Raw genomic sequence first — 22,240 nt, 5'->3', positions numbered from 1 at the left:
TGATTGGCCGCCGCGTGTCGGGCGGTCCGTCTACAGGTCGAGTACCAGCAGATCGCTTCGCGATCGCGAGCAGCACGGCATGAACTGGTCGCCGGCCGCTTGTTCCGCTTCCGTCAGATAAGAATCGCGATGATCGGGCTCACCTTCGAGCACACGCGTCACGCAGGTGCCGCAGACGCCTTGCTCGCACGACGTGAGCACATCGACGCCGTTGGCTGCCAGCGCGGCGATGACCGTGCATTCGGCCGGCACGTCGATCACCTTGCCGCTGCTCGCGATGCGGACCTGGAACGCGCGATCCGCGCCGGACGACGCAACCGCGCCGCCGAAGAACTCGTAATGCAGCCGCTCGTCGGCCCAGTTGTGCTCGCGCGCGGCGTTCAGCACCGCGTCCATGAAGCCGCGCGGGCCGCATACGTACAGGTGCGTGCCGTCAGGCGCTGCGGCGAGTACGGCGGGCAGGTCGAGGCGTTGCGCGGGGTCGCCGTCGTCGACGTGGAAGCGGGCGCGGAACCCGGCTGCTTTGATCCGCTCGACAAAGGCCATGCGATCGGTCGAACGCGCGCAGTAGTGCATGTCGAAGGGCGTGCCGGACGAGAACAGCCGTTCCGCCATGCAGAGAATCGGCGTGACGCCGATCCCGCCCGCGAGCAACAGGTGGTGCGGCGCGTCGGGCGCGAGCGGAAATTGATTGCGCGGCATGCCGATCCGTACGGTATCGCCTTGCCGGACGTCATCGTGAATCGCGCGCGACCCGCCGCGGCCCTCGGCATCGCGCAGCACCGCGATCTGGTATCGATCGCCGGGTTCGGGGTGGTTGCACAGCGAGTACTGGCGCACGAGCCCGCCCGGCAAATACACGTCGATATGCGCGCCGGCGTCGAAGCGCGGCAAGGGCGACCCGTCATCGCTGACGAATTCGAAACCGCAGATGTCGCGCGCTTCCTGCCACTTGCGGGCCACCCGGACCGTCAGCGTCGCGGCGCTCATGACGCCTCCTTGATCTGCGCGACCGGAATCACGGGCCGCTGCGGACTCGATGCGCTTTCGTCGGCGAGCAGCCGCTCGATCACCCTGCGCGACAGCACGCCGCCGGCGTCGATGTTGAGCTTGAGCAGCTTGCGGTCCGGCCACTGCTCGAGGTTGAGCTGCTGGCGCTCGAGCATCTCGAGATCCTCGGCGAAGATCTTGCCCTGGCCGTCGCGGATCTCGGTGGTCAACGCGTGATCGTCGGGCCGGAAGTTGCGCGCCATCCCCCAGAAATACCAGATCGACGTGTCCGTCTCCGGCGTGATGAAGTCGACCACGATCGACGACGCCTTCAGCTCGGCCGGCGCGTCGTAGCCTCCGTGGCCTGCGTGCGCGACGCCCACTTCGATCATCACGTGGCTCGGCGGCGTGAAGCGGCAGATCTGCCAGCGGTCGACCGCCACGTCATCGGCCAGCCCGTTGCCGCGCAGCGCCATCCGCCAGAACGGCGGCGGCATCACGTTCTCCATGAAGCGGCTCGTGACGACTTCGTCGCCGTTGGCGGTCGTCTTCGGCGGCGCTTCGTCGATTTCCTTCTGGCCGATGCTCGTCGCATGCACGTAGGTCTCGTGCGTGAGGTCCATCAGGTTGTCGATCATCAGCCGGTAGTCGCAACGGATGTGATACAGGCCGCCGCCGTATGCCCAGGCAGGATCTTCGGCCCACTGAAGCGCGGGCAGATTGTCGGGATCGGCTGCGGACGCATCGCCGGGCCATACCCAGACGAATCCATACCGCTCGACCACCGGAAAGCTGCGGATCGGCGGAAAGCCGCCGACGCGCTGGCCCGGCATGCCGGCCGTCTTGCCGTTGCAGCCCATTTCGAGCCCGTGATAGCCGCACACGAGCACGCCGTCGCGCACGAATCCCAGCGACAGCGGCGCGCCGCGGTGCGGGCAGAAGTCTTCGAGCGCGGCGACCCGGCCGTCCGCCGCGCGGTAGAACACCATCGACTCATTGCAGATCTTGCGCCCCAGGGGCTTGCCGTCGATTTCATCGGGCGTGCACGCGACATACCAAGCGTTCTTGAGAAACACGTTCTTCGTCTCCTTCAGGGCGGTGCCGCCGGTGCGCGGCAATTCTTCATTCCGTGTACTGAATGAGATTCAGTGTACTTATTGATGTTGGTCAGGGCAAGGCGAGCGGTATACTGGTTTTCCCGGGAAATGGCGCGACGCAGCGCCATGCCGTCGGCGCACGCAACAGCGTGCGCCGCCTATGTCATCGACTCATTCATGGAAAAAACGAATCCCGCCGACGCGCCCGCTTTCCCGCTCGACCTGTACGACGAACCCGGGCACCTGATCCGGCGCGCGCACCAGATCGCGGTTGCGATGTTCTACGAGAAGCTTGGCCGGGACGTGACGCCGGTGCAGTACGCGGTCCTGCGGATGCTCTACGAGTGTCCGGGGCTCGATCAGGTGACGCTCGCGCAGCGAGTGGCGCTCGACACGTCGACGACCGCGGACCTCGCGGTCCGGCTCGAAGCGAAAGGATTGATCGTTCGCGAAGTGTTACCGCGGCGTCAGCGGCGCTTGCTGCTGACGCCGGCGGGTGTCGAGCTGCTCACGCACCTGATTCCGTCGGTGCAGGAGCTGCGCGCCGGCCTGTTCGACGGCATGGGGGAGGACGATTCGCGGGAACTGATGCGCCTGTTGCGCAAGTTCGTTCATTTGAACAACGAGCAGAGCCGTGCGCCGCTGCGGGTCGGCGAGGAGTCGTAGCGGCTGATTTCCGCGCGATGGAAGAGCAGATGCGGCAAGGCGGCAGCAGCTTCGCGCCGCCTGCCTGCATTATGGGCGTGACGCTTCCCCTTCCAGCCGCCGCACCGCTTCCGCGACTTCGTTCCTGAAGCGCACGAGCGCCGCTTGTTCCGGCGCGGGCGGCTGCACGGCGGCCCAAAGCATGTCGACGAGCTGGGTGGCCGTCGTTTCCGTATCGAGCTTGCGGTGCCCGAGGATCGCATCCCACAGCACGTGCTCGATCGGCCCGAACACCATCGAGCGCAGCAGGCTCAGCGGCATGTCGCTGCGCACCTGCCCGGCCGCCTGGCCGCGCGCCAGTACGTCCATCAGCGGCGCCGTGTAGCGGCGCTGCAGCGCGGTGAGCTCGTCGCTCAACGCATGCTGCTTCGCCCGCCCCTCCGACAGCACCAGCGCGCACAGCCCGGTGCCGTTCACCAGCATCAGCCGCAGGTGCGTGCGCACGATGAACGCGAACTGCTGCTGCACCGACGCTTCCTGCGGCATCCCGAGTTCGAACGCGGCAATGATTTCGTCATACCAGTCGGCAATCACGCGCGCGCACAGCTCGCGCTTGCCGCGGAAGTAGCTGAACACCGTCGCCTCCGATACGCCGACGCGCTGCGCGATCTCGGCGGCCGTCGCATGCTCGTAACCCTTTTCGGCGAACACTTCACGACCGGCGCGCAGGATGTCCTGCACGCGCTGCTGGGACTTGCGCCCGGCAGGTGCGCGCGACGGCTCGGGGTGGTCGGCTTTGGCGGTGGCGGTCATGGTGTCGGCGGTAGCGGCTGTCATGCTGCAATGATATCTGAGTGTCACTCAAAAAACTATTGACGCCAAGCCGGACGAGGCGCGAAACTGTGCAAAATTTACGCTGCATTGGCTTAATGAATCGACGCATTGATCCGATTTGAGCGACACTCAGAAATCGGCGCGTGCGACCCACTTTCTGGAGACGGAGGAGACATGATCAACCTGCCCGGTGTGCAATTCATGCTCGGTGAAGACATCGAGATGCTGCGCGACGCCGTCGCGACGTTCGCGGCCAAGGAAATCACGCCGCGCGCGGCGGAAGTCGACCGCACCGACCAGTTTCCGATGGATCTGTGGAAGAAGTTCGGCGATCTCGGCGTGCTCGGCATGACGGTCGCCGAGGAATACGGCGGCGCGAACATGGGCTACACCGCGCACATGGTCGCGATGGAAGAGATCTCGCGCGCCTCGGCGTCGATCGGCTTGTCGTACGGCGCGCACTCGAACCTGTGCGTGAACCAGATCCACCGCAACGGCACCGAGGCGCAGAAGCAGAAATATCTGCCGAAGCTCGTGTCGGGCGAACACATCGGCGCGCTCGCGATGAGCGAGCCGAACGCAGGTTCCGACGTCGTCAGCATGAAGCTGCGCGCGGACAAGCGCGGCGACCGCTACGTGCTCAACGGCACGAAGATGTGGATCACCAACGGCCCCGACTGCGACACGCTCGTCGTCTACGCGAAGACGGACATCGACGCCGGCCCGCGCGGCATCACCGCGTTCATCGTCGAGAAGGGGATGAAGGGCTTCTCGGTCGCGCAGAAGCTCGACAAGCTCGGCATGCGCGGATCGCACACGGGCGAACTCGTGTTCCAGGACGTCGAGGTGCCGGAGGAGAACATCCTCGGTCAGCTCAACGGCGGCGTGAAGGTGCTGATGAGCGGCCTCGACTACGAACGCGCGGTGCTGTCGGGCGGCCCGACGGGCATCATGGCCGCGTGTCTCGACGCGGTGGTGCCGTATATCCACGACCGCAAGCAGTTCGGCCAGTCGATCGGCGAATTCCAGCTGATCCAGGGCAAGGTCGCCGACATGTACACCACGTTCCAGGCGTGCCGCGCGTACCTGTATGCGGTCGGCCGCCATCTCGACTCGGCGGGCAGCGACCACATCCGCCAGGTGCGCAAGGATTGCGCGGGCGTGATCCTCTACACGGCCGAGAAGGCGACGTGGATGGCCGGCGAGGCGATCCAGATCCTTGGCGGCAACGGTTACATCAACGAATACCCGGTCGGCCGTCTGTGGCGCGATGCGAAGCTGTACGAGATCGGTGCCGGCACGAGCGAGATCCGCCGCATGCTGATCGGCCGCGAGCTGTTCGCGGAAACGATGTAACGCCCCACGATACGCGAACGGAGCCCCGTCGATGCCGATCATCGAATCGAAACTGAACCCGCGTTCGGAAGAATTCCGCGCGAACGCCGCGGCGCTGGAGGCGGTCGTCGCCGACCTGCGCGCGAAGATCGAACAGCTCGCGCAAGGCGGCGGCCAGGCCGCGCGCGACAAGCATCTGTCGCGCGGCAAGCTGCTGCCGCGCGACCGTATCGCGCAGCTGCTCGATCCGGGTGCGCCGTTCCTCGAGCTGTCGCAGCTCGCGGCGAACGGCATGTACAACGACGACGCGCCAGGCGCGGGCGTGATCACCGGGATCGGCCGGATCGCGGGCCGCGAGTGCGTGATCGTATGCAACGACGCGACGGTCAAGGGCGGCACCTACTACCCGATGACGGTCAAGAAGCACGTGCGCGCGCAGGAAATCGCCGCGGAAAACCGGCTGCCGTGCGTGTACCTCGTCGATTCGGGCGGCGCGAACCTGCCGAACCAGGACGACGTGTTTCCCGATCGCGACCACTTCGGCCGCATCTTCTTCAACCAGGCAACGATGTCCGCCGCGGGAATCGCGCAGATCGCGGTCGTGATGGGCTCGTGCACGGCGGGCGGCGCGTACGTGCCGGCGATGAGCGACGAGTCGATCATCGTGAAGAACCAGGGCACGATTTTTCTCGGCGGCCCGCCGCTCGTGAAGGCCGCGACCGGCGAGGAAGTGAGCGCGGAGGATCTCGGCGGCGGCGACGTGCACACGCGCCTGTCGGGCGTGGCCGACCATCTCGCGCAGAACGACGCGCATGCGCTGTCGATCGCGCGCAACATCGTCGATCATCTCGCGCCGAAGATCGCATCGCCGGTGGCGGTGCGCGAACCGAAGCCGCCGCGCTACGACGCGAAGAGCCTGTACGGCGTGATTCCGGTCGACACGCGCAAGCCGTTCGACGTGCGCGAGGTGATCGCGCGCATCGTCGACGATTCGGAGTTCGACGAATTCAAGGCGCGCTTCGGCACGACGCTCGTCACGGGCTTCGCGCACATCTGGGGCCATCCGGTCGGGATCGTCGCGAACAACGGCATCCTGTTCTCCGAATCGGCCGTGAAGGGCGCGCATTTCATCGAGCTGTGCTGCCAGCGCAAGATTCCGCTCGTGTTCCTGCAGAACATCACGGGTTTCATGGTCGGCCGCAAATACGAGAACGAAGGCATCGCGCGCCATGGCGCGAAGATGGTCACGGCCGTGTCGAACGCGAAGGTGCCGAAGTTCACGGTGATCATCGGCGGCTCGTTCGGCGCGGGCAACTACGGGATGTGCGGCCGCGCATTCGGCCCGCGTTTCCTGTGGATGTGGCCGAACGCGCGGATCTCGGTGATGGGCGGCGAGCAGGCCGCGTCGGTGCTCGCGACAGTGCGCCGCGACGGCATCGAGGCGAAGGGCGGTTCGTGGTCGAGCGACGAAGAAGAGGCGTTCAAGCAGCCGATCCGCGACCAGTACGAGCGCCAGGGGCATCCGTATTACGCGAGCGCGCGGCTGTGGGACGACGGAGTGATCGACCCTGCGCAGACGCGCGACGTGCTGGGCCTCGGCCTTGCCGCGTCGATGAACGCGCCGATCGACGATACGCGCTTCGGCGTGTTCCGGATGTAACGAGCGAGGGGCGGACGATGCGATACGAAACCATCAAGGTCAACGAAGCAAACCGCGTGGCGACCGTCACGCTCGCGCGGCCCGACGTGCGCAACGCGTTCAACGAGACGACGATCGCCGAGCTCACCACCGCGTTCGAGTGGCTCGATGCGCACGCCGGCGTGCGCGCGGTCGTGCTCGCGGCGGAAGGCGCGGCGTTCTGCGCAGGCGCGGACCTGAACTGGATGAAGAAGATGGCCGGTTACTCGGACGACGAGAATCGCGCCGATGCGCGCAAGCTCGCGCGGATGCTCGAGGCGATCCATCGCTGCGGGAAGCCGGTGATCGCGCGCGTGCACGGCGACGCGTATGCGGGCGGCGTGGGCCTCGTCGCGGCGGCCGACATCGCGATCGCCGCCGAAGGCGCGAAGTTCTGCCTGTCCGAAGCGCGGCTCGGGCTGATTCCGGCAACGATCGCGCCGTACGTCGTGCGCGCGATGGGCGAGCGCGCGGCACGTCGCTACTTCACGACGGCCGAAGTGTTCGACAGTGCGCGCGCCGCGTCGCTCGGCTTCATTCACGATGCCGTGCCGGCCGAGGCGCTCGACGAAACGGTCGCGAAGCTGGCCGCGACGCTCGTCGCGAACGGCCCCGATGCGGTGCGTGCGTGCAAGCGGCTCGTCGCCGACGTGGCCGGCCGGCCGCTCGACGCGACGCTGATCGAGCAGACCGCCGACTGGATTGCGCGGACCCGCGCCGGCGCTGAAGCGCGCGAAGGGATCGCGTCCTTCCTCGAGAAACGCACGCCTTCGTGGCGTGAATGACGGCGTGCCCCTAACTTTCCGGACGACACCGAAGCCATGTTCGACAAGATTCTGATCGCCAACCGCGGCGAAATCGCCTGCCGCGTCGCCGCGACGTGCAAACGTCTCGGGATCGCGAGCGTCGCCGTCTATTCCGACGCGGACGCGAACGCGAAGCACGTCGCAGCGTGCGACGAAGCCGTGCACATCGGCGGCTCGGCGGCCGCGGACAGCTACCTGCGCATCGAGCGCATCATCGAGGCCGCGCGCGCGACCGGCGCGCAGGCCATCCACCCGGGTTACGGTTTCCTGTCGGAGAACGAGGATTTCGCGCACGCGTGCGAAGCGGCCGGCATCGCGTTCATCGGGCCGCCGGTCGACGCGATCGCGGCGATGGGCTCGAAGGCCGCCGCGAAGGCGCTGATGCACGCGGCCGCGGTGCCGCTCGTGCCCGGCTATCACGGCGACGACCAGGATGCAGCCCACCTGCATCGCGAAGCCGACGCAATCGGCTACCCGGTGCTGCTCAAGGCGAGCGCGGGCGGCGGCGGCAAGGGCATGCGCGTGGTCGAGCGCTCCGAGGACTTTCCGGCGGCGCTCGCGTCGTGCCAGCGCGAGGCCGCGAGCAGCTTCGGCAACGATCGCGTGCTGATCGAGAAATACCTGACGCGCCCGCGTCACGTCGAGGTGCAGGTGTTCGGCGACACGCACGGCAACACCGTCTACCTGTTCGACCGCGACTGCTCGGTGCAGCGCCGTCACCAGAAGGTGCTCGAGGAAGCGCCGGCGCCGGGGCTGCATGAAGACGTGCGCCAGGCGATGGGCGAGGCGGCGGTCGCGGCCGCGCGTGCGGTGAATTACGTCGGCGCGGGCACCGTCGAATTCATCATGACGGGCGAAGCGTTCTACTTCATGGAAATGAACACGCGCCTGCAGGTCGAGCATCCGGTCACCGAGATGGTCACGGGGCTCGATCTCGTCGAGTGGCAACTGCGCGTCGCGTCGGGCGAGCCGCTGCCGCTGCAGCAGGACGAACTGCGCGTGCACGGGCATGCGATCGAGGCGCGTCTCTATGCGGAGAATCCGGCGCGCGGCTTCCTGCCGTCCACCGGCACGCTGAAGCACCTGCGGCTGCCGGAAGGCGTCGAGTTCGCGATCGGCGCGTCAGTGCGCATCGACAGCGGCGTGCGCGAGGGCGACGCGATCACGCCGTTCTACGATCCGATGATCGCGAAGCTGATCGTGCACGGCGCGGACCGCGCGGAAGCGCTCGGCCGGATGCTGCGCGCGCTGCGTGCGTGCGAGGTGGTCGGCCTGCACACGAACGCCGCGTTCCTGCAGCGGATCGTCACCTGCGAGCCGTTCGCGATCGCCGATCTCGACACGGGCCTGATCGAGCGCAATCACGATGCGCTGTTCGCGCCGCAACGGCCGCCGCGCGCGACGCTCGCGCTGGCCTGCGCGGCGCTGCTCGCGCGCGAACGCGACGCGGCCGCACGGCAAGGCGCGTCGCCGTGGCGTGCGCTGCCGGACTGGCGGCTGAACGGCGGCTATCGCCGCACGCTCGAGTGGCATGCGCCCGAACGCGAAGCGGACGTGACGGTCACCTACGAGGACGACGGCGGCAGCACGCGCCTCGCCACCGGCGACGCGGCCGCGCAGCCGTTCGCGTGGACGCGCGGCGCAACGCCGCTCGACTTCGACGTGACGCTCGACGGCGTGCGCAGCAGCGGCCGCGTGTACGCCGACGGCGACAGTTTTCACGTGTTCACGCAGGGTGTCGCGGAGACCTTCGAATGGCGGAACGTGCTCGCGCACGCGGGCGATGCCGAGCATGGCGGCGGCCGCCTCACTGCGCCGATGCCCGGCAAGGTGATCGCGGTGCTGGTCGAGCCGGGCCAGAAGGTCGAGGCCGGCACGCCGCTGATCGTGATGGAAGCGATGAAGATGGAGCACACGATCGGCGCGCCGGGTGCGGGCGTCGTCGCCGAAGTGCTGTATGGCGTCGGCGACCAGGTCGCGGATGGCGCGCAGCTGCTGATGATGGCTGAAGGCTGACCGGGGCGTGCGTAGCACACGGGCCGGCGTGGCGCCTCGCGGTGCGACGCCGGCCTCGTCGCGTCTGGCGCTGGCGGCGCGCATGGCGTCCCGTGCGGTGCGCCCGGTCGCCAACCCGGGCAGTCGGCATCGCGTATGACCATGCATGACAGTCTGGCGGCCGGCGTTCCGCTAGACTGGCGGATTGCTCGCGCGGCCGCTTGCCCCGCGCTACACTGCGTCCATTCAACTTCCCACCCCGCCGACGATGACGTCTCCTGTCCTGAACGGCCTGCGCATCGGTATCACGATCGGACTGCGCACCCCCGACGAAAGCCTGTGGATCAACGGCATCAAGCAGAACGCGCTGTTTCTCGCGAAGCTGCTGATGGCGTCGCCGCATGGCTACCACGTGACGCTGGTCAACACGACCGACGTGCCGCTGACCGACGCGCTGCCGTGGGATCGCACCGTGTACGACACGCGCGCGTTCGCGGACATGAAGGATGCGCTCGACGTGGTGATCGAACTCGGCGGCCAGATCGACGCCGCGCAGACGGCCTACCTGAAGGCGCGCGGCGCGAAGATCGTCAGCTACTGCTGCGGCGTCGAGTACATCAACGCGATGGAATCGATGCTGTTCGGCCGCCGGTTGTGGGATTCGCTGTTCATCAACCGCGGCTACGACGAGGTGTGGGCGATTCCGCAGATCGCGCCGTCGTCGCTGCCGTTCCTGCAGTCGCTGCGCCGCTGCCCGGGGCGCGTCGTGCCGTTCGTGTGGGATCCGATGTTCCTCGACGCGCGTGCGGCATCGCTGCCCGAGCACGGCGAGTACCGCCCGCGCAGCGAGCCGGGCAAGCGGCTTACGGTGATGGAGCCGAACCACAACGTCGTGAAGTTCTGCGTGTACCCGATGCTGATCATCGACGAAGCGTATCGCCGCGATCCCGATGCGATCTGCTTCACGCACGTGACTAACGCCGACCGGCTTGCGCATGACAGCCCAGAGTTCGTGATGCTGATGAACTACCTGGACATCGTGCGCGCCGGCAAGGCGAGCTTCGTCGGGCGTTTCGACACGCCGCTGTTCCTGGCCGACCTGACCGACATCGTGGTGTCGCATCAATGGTCGAACCCGCTCAACTACTTCTATTTCGATGTGTGCTGGCAGGGCTATCCGCTTGTGCACAACGCGAGCCTCGCACCTGATCTCGGCTACTACTACCCGGACAACGACGTGCAGAAGGGCACGGAAGCGCTGTTGCACGCGCTGCACACGCACGACGAAGACTGGCAAGGCTACACGCGGCGCCAGCGCGAGATCCTCGGCCGCTATACGTCGGCGAACCCCGCGCTCGTCGCCGAATACGATGCGCTGCTCGCGAACCTGATCGGCGCGACGGCAGCTTAAGGTTACGCGTTGCCGCATGCCGTCATCCGGATTGGCCGCGGGCAATGTCTGAAGAAATGATGCCATTAAAAAAGAAACCGTCGAACCGGGGAGATTCGACGGTTTTTAAGGCACGAATTTGACGGCTCCGAGGGAAGTCCGTCAGAAATTATTTTAGAGGTTAACAAGTAAGAAAGATTGTTAAACATCTTTCAATCGGTGGTCGTCGCGTAATTCGACTCGATATTATCGTATCTGACTGGTCTGATTAATATTCAAGTATTATCAATATCGTTTCAAACGATCAAATTGAATTCTGCGGAGACCGAATGCGCCGTGCCGAGCCATGGCGGCACAACGTGCGGACGGTTGCGGCGAGTCCCGGCGTTGGGTCCGGTCAGGATATCGCCGACGGATATTTATCATACGAAACTCCAAACATCCGATTTTTGAAACGAGTCTTGCGGTAATCTGAATCACCGGACGATGTTCGGGTAGAGAAAATAAACGATATCGATTGGTGCTTTGCAGTCGATTTTGTGTAGTCTGCCGCACTGTTGCCGACGCGTGCGCGTGGTGTATTTTCCGTGTTTGAATATCGTTGACAATATCGGGTTTGACGGCGCACCGAAATAAAAAGTACGCTCCCGGAAAAGATCGAAACAAGAGGATGGGCCGGGTAGGCGGTGGTGCGTGTCGTGGTCGGCTCGCGCCATATGAATCGAGAGCGCGGGCCGTCGTCGGCGGTCCGACATTTGCCGGAGCGCCGGATGAATGCGGTCGAACCTCGCCTTGAGGCGAATAGCGTAGCGAATCGGGACGAGATCGATCTCGTGTTCGGCGCGCATGACGATCACCCCGACCTTGCGTCGGTACGCAGTTTCGTCGAAAGCCGGCTCGGATTCGCGCGCGAGCCGGTCTGCCGCGCCGACCTGTCGGGCGGCGTGCTGTATCACGAATGCCTCGCGCGGCTGCGCTGGGGATCGCGCGAGGCGTTGCCGCCGCTCGCGTTCCTGCCGCGCCTCGAATCGCTCGGGCTGATGCGCTGGTTCGACCGGCTCGTGGTGGGCCGGACGATCGACGCGCTGCGTGCCGATCCGAAGGCCGTGTACGGCTGCAACGTCGCGGCGATGAGCGCGGTGGTGGACGACGCGTGGCTGGCCATTTTCAGGCGGCTCGAGCGCGAGCCGTCGGTCGCTGCGCGGCTGGTCGTCGAGATTACCGAGACGGGGCCGCTGAACCCCGTCGCGGGCCGGTCGTTCGTGAACCGGTTTCGCCAGACTGGGTGCCGTGTCGCGATCGACGACTTCGGCGTCGGCTTCAGCGCACTGAACAACCTGGTGGTCGGCAACCCCGATATCGTGAAGCTCGACAGGTCGGTCCTGTCGCTGATCAAGCGCAACGCGATCGGGCGCTACCAGTTTCGCCGGCTGATCGCGTTCGCGCACGAAAGCGCGCGGCACGTCGTCGTCGAAGGCGTGGAGAACGAGATCGACCGGCAGATCATCCTGGATTCCGGTGTCGCCTGGGCACAGGGCATCCGCTTTACATGGCGGTCACCGGCCGCCGCATGACACCGTGGCGCGGGCGCGGCGTGCCGACACAGGGCAACGAAGGATCGGAAAGGGGCGTGGGTATGGCGACGACGAAAGCCGGGCACGGAACGGGCACACGGGCGGCCGATGCGTGCGAACTCGTCGCGATCGCCGAACTGGCAGACATGCTGTGGCAGCTCGGCGCCGAATCGACCGATGCACGGTTCGACGTCGCACCGTATCTCGATGGCCTGAAGGCCGTTGCGCACCGTATTCACCGGATGAAGCCGCTCGACGCCGACGGCCGCGAACTCGCGGCGCGGCACTACTATGCCGGCGTGTTTGCGGGCGCCTGCGGCGACGATTCGGCAATTGCGCGCGGTGTATCCGGCAGCCTCGCTCGGCACGTCGGCCAGGCCAGCCGTGCCGCGCTCCGCTGTTTCGCCGGGCTCGCGCGGATCGGACGCCGGCATGGCCGCCTGTTTGCCACGCACGGCGGCGACGGTGGGCCGCCCTGGCGTCCGCTCGCGCGCCGCGCCTGACCGGCCGATCACGGGCGTGCGGCGCCCGCCAGGCACCCCGTCAGTCTTTTCCGAATTCCCCGAGCACGAGCGCCAGCGCGCGATCGACAGCATCGTCCCATTGGCCCGGATGCGCGGCGCGCACGATCCGGATGCCCGGATACAGCGCGGTACGCGAGCCGGTTTCCCAGCGCGCATCGGCTTTCGGGCTCAGCAGCAGAACCGCGGGCACACCCAGCGCGCCGGCCAGGTGGATGTGCGCGGTGCAGGTGGTGACCACGGCATCCATCGCGAGCATCAGCGCGGCCAGATCGCTGAAATCGCCGATCGCGTGATGCGGGAACGTGACCGGCAAATCCGACGGCTCGGCGTGCGCGGCGATGTCGCGGTTGATGCAGTACGCGGCATGGCCATGCAGTCGCGCCAGTGGCGCGAGATCGCGCAGGCTGGCCGCGCGCAGGAAGCGCGCATCGCTTTCGTCGCGGCCGCGCCAGTTGAGGCCGATGCGGCGCGTGCCCGGTGCGTTGCCGTCGCGCGCGACGCGTTCGCGCCAGGCGGCCGCCCGTTCGGGCGGACACGACAGGTACGCGGCCGGCGCGCCGGCCGGTGCAGGCGCATAGCCGAACTGCGCGGCCAGCACCAGGAACGAACACCAGTAGTCGTGCACAAGTTGCGACGTGTCGACCCACGCGCCGTGCGCGCCGACGAATTCGATGCGCGGGAACGTGTGGCGCATCAGACTGGCCAGCGCGGCGGGGACGATGACCGTCACCGCCGCGCAGCCGAGCGCGTCGAGCGTATGCAGGTAACGTGCGTACTGGAGCTGGTCGCCGACACCGCCGTAGCTGATCACGAGCAGCCGCTTGCCGTGCAGCGGCTGGCCGTCGTAAAGCCGTTCGATCGGCAGCCCGAACTGCGCGGCGGTCAGCACGTTCTCGCTGGCGATGGTCGCGCGCGCCGCTTCGTCGCGCCGGCCGGCACGCAGCAGCAGCGCCGAGCGCGCGAGTTCGACACGCCCGCGCAGCGCGTCGGGCAGCGCGGCCGGGTCGCCGATGCGTTCGAGTGCCGCGAGCCCGGCGTCGGGCGCGCCGGCGAAGCCGTAGCACGACGCGAGCTGGAACGCGATCGCATCGTCGTCGAGGCCCCGGCCGCGCGCGCGCAGCCAGCGGCCGATCGCATGGCCCCATTCGCAGCGTGCCTCGTGTTCGAGCGCGCGGTTCCAGTGCGTTTCGGGCGGGTCGGTCTCGGCGGCCGCGACGGCATTCGCGTCGTCATGTGCGCGAGCGGATGCACCGCCGATCGGCTCGCCCGAGATGAACAGGCGCTGCCGGTCCCAGCGCGGGTTCGGCACGCACAGCAGATTCGGTCCGTCGAGCCGGTAGAACGTGTAATCGAGGCCGGCGAACGTATCGATGACGCGTGCGTCATCCGCGTCCCGGTATGCGATCCAGCACCACGGCAGATGCGTTTCGATCGACTGGCGTGCACCGTGCAGCGCGTCGATCTCCATTCCATCGATGTCGAGCTTCAGGAAATCGAGGCGCGGCAGGCCGAGCGAATCGAGCCTGACCGTCGGGGCTGGCGTGCCGTCGGCCGCGGGCGCGTCGACATGTGCGGCCGGTTCGGCGTCGGCGGGCCGTTCGTCGTCGACGTCGGGCACCGTCATCGTGCCGTTGCGGCTCGCGAGCCCCATGTTCAGCAGATGAAGGTTGTGGATCTGGTTGAGTGCGACGGTGCCGCCGAGCGCGTGGAACAGCGTGCGCCGCGGCTCGAACGCATGAACGTGGCCGCCGCGTTCGCGCAAGCGCTGCGCGATCGGCACGCAGACAAGTCCCGCATTCGCCCCGCCGTCCACCGCGATCGCGCCGTCGGGCAACTGGTCGATCACCTGCATGATCGCGTCGAGCTCGGCCTGGTTGTGCGGCCGGCCGGTCTTGATCAGCGCGTCGGCCTGCCGTGTGTTGCGCCGGTCGATGACGAACGGGCCGTGGATCGAATCGATCACGACGAAGTTGCGGACGGTTTGCTTCATGAGCCGATGGCCGACGGATGCGCTCAGCCGAGCGCGCGCCCGGCGAACAGGCGCTGGATCTGCTCGGAATACGCGCGGACGTTGTGGCCGGCGAGCGTGTCGACCTGCTGCAGACAGCGGCGGGCCGCTGCGGCGTAATCGTCGAGCCGCGCGTCGTGCGTTTGCGCGGCGGTCGCGATCGCGCGCGCCGCGTCGAAGATCTCGAAGTCCGGGTAGTAATAGCCGACGTCGCGCAGGAACGGCGAGTTGTGCACGAGCGGGTAGTTGCCGTATAGCGCGTCGTACAGCAGGTAGTTCAGGCCGTTTTCCCAGTGGTGCGACACGACGATGTCGGTGTGATGCGCGGCCCACGCGACGAACGGCGCGCGCACGTCGGCCGTCGCCTTGCCGTCGCGCACCATCTCGAGCCCGAGCGCGAGATGCTTGAAGGCGACGTTTTCCTTCTTGTCGAACGTGTTGGTCATGTACACGTGCTCGACGAGCTCCGGGTGCTCGACGTAGCACGCGTTCGCGGCCAGCATCGGCACGATCGAACTCTTCACGACGTTCAGGTTCGGTTCGAAGAACGCGATGCGCTTGGCCGGGCCGTGATTGCGGTAGCCGAAGCGCGCCTTCAGTTCGGGATCGGCGTCGAGGCTGCGTTCGATGAAGTACGGCGACCAGATGTGCGGCAGCTCGATCACCGGTGCGCGATACACGGCCTGGAAGTAGGCCGCGCACGTGTGCATGTGCTGCGGGTTGGTCCAGATCTCGTCGAATTGCACGCGGTTCGGGTTCGGCCGCCAGTTGTTCTTCTCGAAGTTGATCGTCTCGACCGCGATTACGTAGTCATTGCCGAAGCGGTACGACACGCACTTGCCGCCGCGCTGGCGCACCGCGTCCGTGTGCGACGGATCGATGAACGCGTTCATCTCGATCAGCAGGTCGGTCTGGTGGACGATAGACGACAGCGGCCGCAGCGCGTCGCCGAATGCGTCCATCATCAGCGCCTGCGGATAGTCGGTGATGCCGTCGTCGTGCGCGAGCCACACTTCGCCGATCAGCGGCGAGCGTTTCAGCAGCATGTACAGGTACACGCAATGCTGGTTCGCGCCGTTGTACCAGATCGACTGCGTCGCGTCGCGCTGAACGTTCATCGTAATCGCGACATTGATTTTCATCGGCAGCTCCGGGCGGACGGTGCGCGGTTCAAGGCGTGTAGTTCTGCGACTGGCGCGGCACGTAGCCGGTCAGGTGCCAGCGGCCGTCGTCGTCGAGGCGAAAGCTCAGCTTTTCGTACACGGTCGTCCCGGTCGTGAGCGTCGTCGCATAGTCGACATTCGCATAAAGCCCGTCGGGAGTCGTCGATGAATTCGAGTAGCGAATCCGCGTGATCTGTGCCCAGCCGCGATGGCTGACCATGCCGACCGACTGGCGCGCGCGCTGCATGTCCAGGGCGAACTGCTCCTGCTTGATGTGCGCCTTCACGAACGCGGCGGAGTCGTTCCACACCGCGCCGTACTGGCCGGCGTCGAGCTGTTTGAAGACCGCATCGGCATCGCGCAGCAGCGCGTCGGCCGATTCGCCGCCGGATTGCGCGTGTGCGCCGATCGCAATCGACGCGATGGCGCAGCCGATCAGCCATTTCGTACGGGAGAGGGGCGGGTATGCGTTCATGTCGGAGTCCGGAGGAGGCGGCGCGTCATGCGTCGCGATAGAGCGAGGCGATCGCGTCGGAATATGCGGCGACGTTGTCGGGGTTGTAGATGCTGACCGAGTCGAGCACGTGCTTCGATTGCTCGCGGTATGCGTCGAGGTTCGCATCGTGCTCGGCGAACGCCTGCAGCAGCGCGCGGCCGCCGGCCTGGCAATCGAAGTCCGGATAGAAATACCCGGCCTTGCCGAGGAACGGCGAGTTGTGGATCAGCGGATAGTCGCCGTACAGCAGTTCGTAATACAGGTAGTTCTGCGCGTTTTCCCACGTGTGCGATACCACCGCGTCGCCGTAGGCGGCCATGAACTCGTACACCGCATAGCGGCTTTCGAACGTCGTGATCCCGTGGTTGACGATGTCGAGGCTCTTCGCGAAGTGGACGAACGTCGCGTGTTCCTTCAGGTGCAGCGTGTTGCACACGCGCACGAACTCGAGGAATCCGGGCTTCGCGCGATACGCCTCCTCGGTCACCAGCATCGGGATGATGCTCGTCTTCACCATGCAGATGTTCGGCTCGAACATCGTCACGCGCCAGCGCGGCTTGCCCGGTTGGTAGCCGAACGACAAACCGGCGCCGAGCGTCGCGCGTGCCTTGTCGAACAGCATCGGATGCCAGATGTGCGGGACGATCGTCACCGGCGCGCGCAGGCCCGTCTGGTAATAGTGCAGGCATGAGCGCTCGAATTCCGGAATCGTCCATACCGCGTCGTACGGCGCGCCCGAGAACAGGAAGCCCGACGGCTTGTCGAACATCGCCCGCTCGATGTCGATCACGTAGTCGTTGCCGACCCGCATCGTGACGACCTTGCCGCCGCGGTCGCTGAACGCGCGCAGGTAGTCGGCGCCGAACTGCGCGCTCATTTCGATCAGCACGTCGCAGCGCTCCAGCGCTTCGTCCATCGACAGGAGCGGCACGTCCCATTCGCCGAGCATCATCTGCGGATCGGCGAGCTGTTCGCCGCCGTTCACCATCACGGCTTCCGCGACGAGCGGCGACTGGCGTAGCAGCAGGATCAGCAGCAGGCAGTTCTGGAAGATGCCGTTTTCCCATAGGGACTGGCCGGCGCCGCGCACGAACAGCGATACGCCGACGACGAGACGCTTGCCCTCACCGGGCGCTCGACGGGCTTTGGAGTCCGACATGCGTATGCTCCGGTTCAGGCGACCAGGCGCGCGACGAACGCGTCCAGGTTCGCGGGGTTATCGATCGAGACCGACTGCAGCAGCCGGTCGGCTTTCGCACGGTAGTCGTCGAGCCGCTCGTCGTGATGCAGCCATGCATCGCGCAGCGCCTGGCCACCGCCGGCGGAATCGAAATCCGGGTAGTAGTAGCCGGCGTCGCCGAGCAGCGTCGAGTTGTGGATCAGCGGATAGCCGCCGTACAGCACGTCGTAGTACAGATAGTTCTGCGCGTTTTCCCAGTGGTGGGACACGGCGGCGTCCGCATGGCGCGCCATGAAGCCCGGCAGGTCGATGCGCGGCTCGAACGTCGCCTTGTGCTGGCGCACGAGGTCGAGGCTGTTCGCGAAGTGCACGAACGTCGGATGTGCCTTCATCTGTATCGAGTTGACGACGAACAGGTGCTGCACCGCGTCCGGTTGTGCGCGGTAGAACTCGTCGCACGCGAGCATCGGGTAGTGGCACGACTTCACGACCGAGATGTTCGGCTCGAGCGTGGCGAGATTCCATGGACGACGGCCCGGCCGATAGCCGAACGTCAGGCCTTCGCTCGCCAGCGCGGCGATGCGGCGATCGAGGAAGTACGGCGACCAGATGTGCGGCATCAGGTGCACTGGCGCACGCAACAGGGTTTGCAGCATCGGCGCACCGGTCTTCGCGTACTGCGGCAGCAGCCATACCTCGTCGAACGGCGCACCGTTGAAAACGTGTCCCGACGGCTTGCCGAAGATCGGCGTTTCGCATACGCCGGCATATACGTGGCCGCAGAAGAACGCAGCGATCTTCTTGCCGAGTGCCTTCATGTGCCTGAGCCATTCGACCGGCAGTTGCGCGCCCATTTCGATCACGACGTCGAGTTCGTGCGTGACGTCGGCAGGCTTCACGAGCGGCACGTCGAGACCGTCGAGGTCGAGGCCGGTCGGCAGTGCGTTGGCGTCGCCGCCATTCAGGAAATAGACGGGGCCGACGCGATCGGAGCGCTTGAGCATCATCGCGAGGAACGCGATGTTCTGGTGAATGCCGTTTTCCCAGATCGCCTGGCCGTCCCGCGCAAACAGCGAGATGCCGACGGCCGGCCGTTGCTTGCGGGTGCCGCTCGAGGCGGCTTGATTGATGTCCGTCACCGGTTGGTTTCCTCTGCGGCGTCGTGTGTCCGGCCGTGGCCGCGAAACGGCGCGCCGTGGATTGTCGTGGTCGCGTTCGCGCCGGCGCGCATTGGAATGCGCGTCGAGCGGCGTGGATCGCGATGCGGCCGCCGGATTCCGGCATGTCGTCGGGCGCGTCTGGCACCGCACGCGACGCGGGCGGAACGCCACGGCAGCTGTGTGCGGCGATTGTGGCACGGAAGGTGCCGTTTTGTGGAGGGGGCTGACGAACTTTGACATAGCCGCCGGCGCGGTAGCCGGGGCCCCGGCGAAGCGGGGTCGACGGGGGCAGCAGGGTGCCGGCGGGGCAACTGCGCCCTGCCGGTGAGGGCCGTCGCGAGCAGGCGCGGGGGGCGCACGAGCCCGCGACGGCCGGCTGCTCAGCGCTGCAGCGAGATCTCGACGCGGCGGTTGCTCGCGCGGCCTTCGGCCGTCGCGTTGGACGCGACCGGGTCGGCGCTGCCGCGACCCGTGACCGATACGGACTGCGCTTTCAGCCCGTGCGCCTTCAGGTAGCTTGCGACGGTTTCCGCGCGGCGCTTCGACAGCGCGAGATTGGCGGCGTCGCTGCCGACCGAATCCGTATGGCCGGTGACCGTCACCTGCGTGTACGTGCGGTCTTCGCGCTCGCTCAACAGCTTGTCGAGCGACGCGCGCGCGGCCGGCGTGAGCGTGGCCTGGCCCGTCGCGAACAGCGCGTCGCCCGCGAGGTTCACATGTTCGACAGCGGCGGGCGCGGGCGCCGGCTCGACGGCCGACGTCGCTGCGGCCGGCGCGGCACCGCACTGGAATACGAGCGTCGCGGGATCCGAGCCGTCGCGCAGCGCACGGGCCGAGTCGACGGTGCGCACCGGCTGGTCGCCGCAGATCTTGCGAGCGGCCTTCATGCAAGTCTGCGGGCCGGACAGCAGGCCGTGGCAGTCCACCTGGAAGGTGCGCACGCCGTCGCGCGGCTGCAGTTCGGATGCGCTGAAGGTCGGGCCGGATGCGGTCGAGCACGCGGCGAGGGCCGTCGCGGAAAGCGCGAGCGCAAGAGCAAGTTTGTTCACGATTACGTCCTCAATGCCTGGGTTGACTGAAGCCCGCCACGCGTTGCGCAGCGGGCTCGTCCTGCCGTCGGGGCCGCCCGGTGCCGTCCGGCTCGTGAGCCGGCGGCGTGGCGGCGCGACGGGTTACTTCCACTGGTACAGCATGCCGGCGCCGATCACCTTCTGACCGCCGCTGAAGCCGCCGTTGATCGACGCCTTCAGGTTTTCCGTGATGCGCGCCTGCATGTTGACCGCCATCGCCTTCTGACCCAGGAACGACGCGGTGCCGACACCCATCCCGAAGTTGGCGTCGCGATCGAGCTGCGGGATCGACGCCATTGCGCCGACGGCCGCGATACCCTGCTTCGCCATCTGGTCGGTCTGCTGCAGTTGCGAACCCAGCGAGTTGATCTGCGCCTGCTGGCCCGACAGTGCCGTCGACAGTGTCGTCTGCACCTGCGTCAGCTGGTTCACGTTCACCGCGTCCGTGCCTTGCGTACCCGGCGCGACGTTCGTGATCTGGCGCTGCTGCGTGTCGCTGCCGACCGACACCACGTTCGAACGGCCGCCGTCGTTCGAATTCGCGCCGATCGCCACCGAGTTCGAGCCGGCGGTGACCGTCGGCCGGTCGGAGCCGGTGCCGTTCATGTCGGCCGCGACGGCGGTGCTGTTCAACGATCGCGTGTTGTTGTTGTTGATCGTGGTCGACAACTGGCTCACCTGATCGCCGAGATTCGTCACGCCGGTCGACAGCGAGGCCACCGTGCTGTTCGTCGTGCTCAGGCCGGTCGACAGCGAGCCGATGCCGGTCGACGTCGACGTGGACAGCGACGTGAGGTTGCTGTTCGTCGAACTGAGGCCCGTCGACAGCGAGTTGATCGCCGTCGAGGTCGACGTGGACAGCGACGTCAGCGAGCTGTTGGTCGAGCTCAGGCCCGTGGACAGCGAACCGATGCCGGTCGACAGCGACGAGATGTTCGACGCGGTCGACGTGGACAGGCTGTTGACCGCCTGGTTCGTCGCGTTGAGCTGGCTGCCGTTGATCGCGTCCGTGCTGGTGGCCGATACCTGGCCTGCCGCGACGTTCGTGATCTGACGCGTGGCGCCCGTGGCTGCGTCGCCGACGCTGACCACGCCTACTGGCGAGGTGCCCGCGAAGAAGTACGTGACGCCGCCGATCGTGGCGCTCGACGTGCCCACCGCGGTACCCGTGACCGAGTTCGCGCCGAGGGCGATCGAGTTCGCGACGTTCGCCGTGGCGTTCGTGCCGAAGGCGAGCGCATCCGCGGCGGTGGCCGACGCACCCGAACCGTAGGCCTGGGCGCCGGTGGCGCTTGCGACAGCCTTGTTGCCCAGCGCGATCGTATTGTCCGCGGTGGCCTGGTTCGAGTTGCCGAGTGCGAGCGCGCTGTTGCCGGTGGCCGTGTTCGCGTTGCCGAGCGCCACTGCGCCGGTGCCGGTCGCCGTGTCGTTCGCGCCCATCGCCACCGCGCCGGTGCCCGTTGCGATGCTCGGGTCGCCGATCGCGACCGCGCCGTCGCCGCTCGCAGTGTTGCCGGAGCCGATCGATACAGCCTTGCCGCCGGTGGCCGATGCGTTCTGGCCGATGGCGACCGCGCCGGTCGATGCCGCGTTCGAGCCGTCGCCGACCGCGACGCTGCTGGCGCCTGCTGCGCTGGCGTTCACGCCGGCTGCGAGCGAGTTGACGCCCGTCGCGCCGTTGTTGGCGTAGTTGCCTTGCTGCGTGCCGTTGTCGTTGACGCTGTAGTAGTGCGTCTTCGCGGCTTCGATCGCGGTCGACGTCGAGGTGGACAGCGACGTGATCGAGCTGGTTGCCGACGACAGGCCCGTCGAGGTCGACGTGGACAGCGACAGGATCGTGCTGGTGGCCGTCGAGAGACCGGTCGACGTGGAAGTCGACAGCGAACTGATCGAACTGGTTGCCGACGACAGGCCGGTCGAGGTCGAAGTCGACAGCGAGCTGATCGAGCTCGTCGCCGACGAGAGGCCGGTGGACGTCGAAGTCGAGAGCGACGCCACCGAGCTGTCGGTCGAGCTCAGGCCCGTGGACAGCGACGTGACGCTGCTTGCGGTCGACGTGGACAGCGACGTGAGCGTGCTGTTGGTCGAGCTGAGGCTGGTGGACAGCGAGCCGATCGAGCTGGTCGCGGACGACAGGCCGGTCGAGGTCGATGTGGACAGCGACGAGATCGAGCTAGTTGCCGACGAGAGGCCGGTCGACGTGGAGGTCGAGAGCGAAGCCACCGAGCTATCGGTCGAGCTCAGACCCGTGGACAACGAGTTGATGCCGGTCGAGGTCGAAGTGGACAGCGAGCT

Annotated in this window: 19 protein-coding genes; 8 read left to right on the top strand and 11 right to left on the bottom strand. The window is 66.9% G+C overall.

The window, feature by feature from the left end; translation table 11 throughout:
- Positions 1-30: 30 nt before the first annotated feature.
- Both DIE11_RS34975 and DIE11_RS34970 read right to left on the bottom strand, forming a co-directional pair.
- Positions 31-990 (bottom strand): PDR/VanB family oxidoreductase, encoded by a 960-nt coding sequence (locus DIE11_RS34975; protein WP_124629765.1) that lies wholly within the window; start codon positions 988-990, stop codon positions 31-33.
- Positions 987-2,066, bottom strand: a complete 1,080-nt coding sequence (locus tag DIE11_RS34970; protein ID WP_124629764.1) for an aromatic ring-hydroxylating dioxygenase subunit alpha — start codon at positions 2,064-2,066, stop codon at positions 987-989. The genes DIE11_RS34975 and DIE11_RS34970 overlap by 4 nt, the downstream gene beginning before the upstream one ends.
- Before the next feature lie 198 nt (positions 2,067-2,264).
- On the opposite strand from DIE11_RS34970, the gene DIE11_RS34965 reads away from it, so the two are divergent.
- Positions 2,265-2,753 (top strand): MarR family winged helix-turn-helix transcriptional regulator, encoded by a 489-nt coding sequence (locus tag DIE11_RS34965; RefSeq protein ID WP_059532660.1) that lies wholly within the window; start codon positions 2,265-2,267, stop codon positions 2,751-2,753.
- A 69-nt stretch (positions 2,754-2,822) separates the two neighbouring features.
- On the opposite strand, the gene DIE11_RS34960 is transcribed toward DIE11_RS34965, so the two are convergent.
- On the bottom strand, positions 2,823-3,569 hold the full coding sequence (locus tag DIE11_RS34960; RefSeq protein ID WP_059599719.1) for a TetR/AcrR family transcriptional regulator: 747 nt from the start codon (positions 3,567-3,569) through the stop codon (positions 2,823-2,825).
- A gap of 171 nt (positions 3,570-3,740) precedes the next feature.
- Between DIE11_RS34960 and DIE11_RS34955 the strand changes: the two genes are divergently transcribed.
- The 5 genes from DIE11_RS34955 (at position 3,741) to DIE11_RS34935 (ending at position 10,791) form a co-directional block, all read left to right on the top strand.
- Complete coding sequence (locus tag DIE11_RS34955) at positions 3,741-4,922, top strand: isovaleryl-CoA dehydrogenase (protein WP_059599720.1); 1,182 nt, start codon at positions 3,741-3,743, stop codon at positions 4,920-4,922.
- Positions 4,923-4,953: 31 nt separating this feature from the next.
- Complete coding sequence (locus tag DIE11_RS34950) at positions 4,954-6,561, top strand: carboxyl transferase domain-containing protein (RefSeq protein ID WP_124629763.1); 1,608 nt, start codon at positions 4,954-4,956, stop codon at positions 6,559-6,561.
- A gap of 17 nt (positions 6,562-6,578) precedes the next feature.
- Positions 6,579-7,364 carry an enoyl-CoA hydratase/isomerase family protein gene (locus DIE11_RS34945; RefSeq protein WP_124629762.1) on the top strand — a complete coding sequence of 262 codons (786 nt, stop codon included), beginning with the start codon at positions 6,579-6,581 and terminating at the stop codon, positions 7,362-7,364.
- Positions 7,365-7,400: 36 nt separating this feature from the next.
- Entirely contained in the window at positions 7,401-9,401 is a 2,001-nt protein-coding gene (locus DIE11_RS34940) for an acetyl/propionyl/methylcrotonyl-CoA carboxylase subunit alpha (RefSeq protein WP_124629761.1), read from the top strand.
- 247 nt (positions 9,402-9,648) lie between these two features.
- Positions 9,649-10,791 (top strand): DUF2827 domain-containing protein, encoded by a 1,143-nt coding sequence (locus tag DIE11_RS34935; RefSeq protein WP_124629760.1) that lies wholly within the window; start codon positions 9,649-9,651, stop codon positions 10,789-10,791.
- Between the two features lie 455 nt (positions 10,792-11,246).
- Here DIE11_RS34935 and DIE11_RS36635 read toward each other — a convergent pair whose 3' ends face one another.
- A complete protein-coding gene (locus DIE11_RS36635) occupies positions 11,247-11,618 on the bottom strand; it encodes a hypothetical protein (protein WP_185633871.1) in 372 nt (123 codons plus the stop codon).
- Between DIE11_RS36635 and DIE11_RS34930 the strand changes: the two genes are divergently transcribed.
- On the top strand, positions 11,541-12,344 hold the full coding sequence (locus DIE11_RS34930; protein ID WP_124629759.1) for an EAL domain-containing protein: 804 nt from the start codon (positions 11,541-11,543) through the stop codon (positions 12,342-12,344). The genes DIE11_RS36635 and DIE11_RS34930 overlap by 78 nt on opposite strands.
- A gap of 62 nt (positions 12,345-12,406) precedes the next feature.
- Positions 12,407-12,847 (top strand): hypothetical protein, encoded by a 441-nt coding sequence (locus DIE11_RS34925; RefSeq protein ID WP_124629758.1) that lies wholly within the window; start codon positions 12,407-12,409, stop codon positions 12,845-12,847.
- A gap of 40 nt (positions 12,848-12,887) precedes the next feature.
- Here DIE11_RS34925 and DIE11_RS34920 read toward each other — a convergent pair whose 3' ends face one another.
- The 7 genes from DIE11_RS34920 to DIE11_RS34890 form a co-directional block, all read right to left on the bottom strand.
- Positions 12,888-14,858, bottom strand: a complete 1,971-nt coding sequence (locus tag DIE11_RS34920) for an FkbM family methyltransferase (RefSeq protein WP_124629757.1) — start codon at positions 14,856-14,858, stop codon at positions 12,888-12,890.
- A gap of 23 nt (positions 14,859-14,881) precedes the next feature.
- A complete protein-coding gene (locus tag DIE11_RS34915; RefSeq protein ID WP_124629756.1) occupies positions 14,882-16,018 on the bottom strand; it encodes a DUF2827 family protein in 1,137 nt (378 codons plus the stop codon).
- A 28-nt stretch (positions 16,019-16,046) separates the two neighbouring features.
- Positions 16,047-16,514, bottom strand: coding sequence for a DUF4019 domain-containing protein (locus tag DIE11_RS34910; RefSeq protein ID WP_059599728.1), 468 nt, complete (start codon positions 16,512-16,514; stop codon positions 16,047-16,049).
- 25 nt (positions 16,515-16,539) lie between these two features.
- Positions 16,540-17,694: a DUF2827 domain-containing protein gene (locus DIE11_RS34905; RefSeq protein WP_059599729.1), complete on the bottom strand. Its 1,155-nt coding sequence runs from the start codon at positions 17,692-17,694 to the stop codon at positions 16,540-16,542.
- A gap of 14 nt (positions 17,695-17,708) precedes the next feature.
- Positions 17,709-18,854 (bottom strand): DUF2827 domain-containing protein, encoded by a 1,146-nt coding sequence (locus tag DIE11_RS34900; RefSeq protein WP_124629755.1) that lies wholly within the window; start codon positions 18,852-18,854, stop codon positions 17,709-17,711.
- Positions 18,855-19,255: 401 nt separating this feature from the next.
- Positions 19,256-19,924, bottom strand: a complete 669-nt coding sequence (locus DIE11_RS34895) for an OmpA family protein (protein WP_124629754.1) — start codon at positions 19,922-19,924, stop codon at positions 19,256-19,258.
- Between the two features lie 123 nt (positions 19,925-20,047).
- A partial coding sequence (locus DIE11_RS34890) for a YadA family autotransporter adhesin (protein WP_185633870.1) occupies positions 20,048-22,240 on the bottom strand: 2,193 nt, incomplete at its 5' end.

It is taken from the genome of Burkholderia sp. Bp9012 (assembly GCF_003853825.1).
GTDB classification, from domain to species: domain Bacteria; phylum Pseudomonadota; class Gammaproteobacteria; order Burkholderiales; family Burkholderiaceae; genus Burkholderia; species Burkholderia diffusa.
Note: the sequence above shows the minus strand (reverse complement) of the source record. Positions and strands in the feature narration are given on the sequence as shown.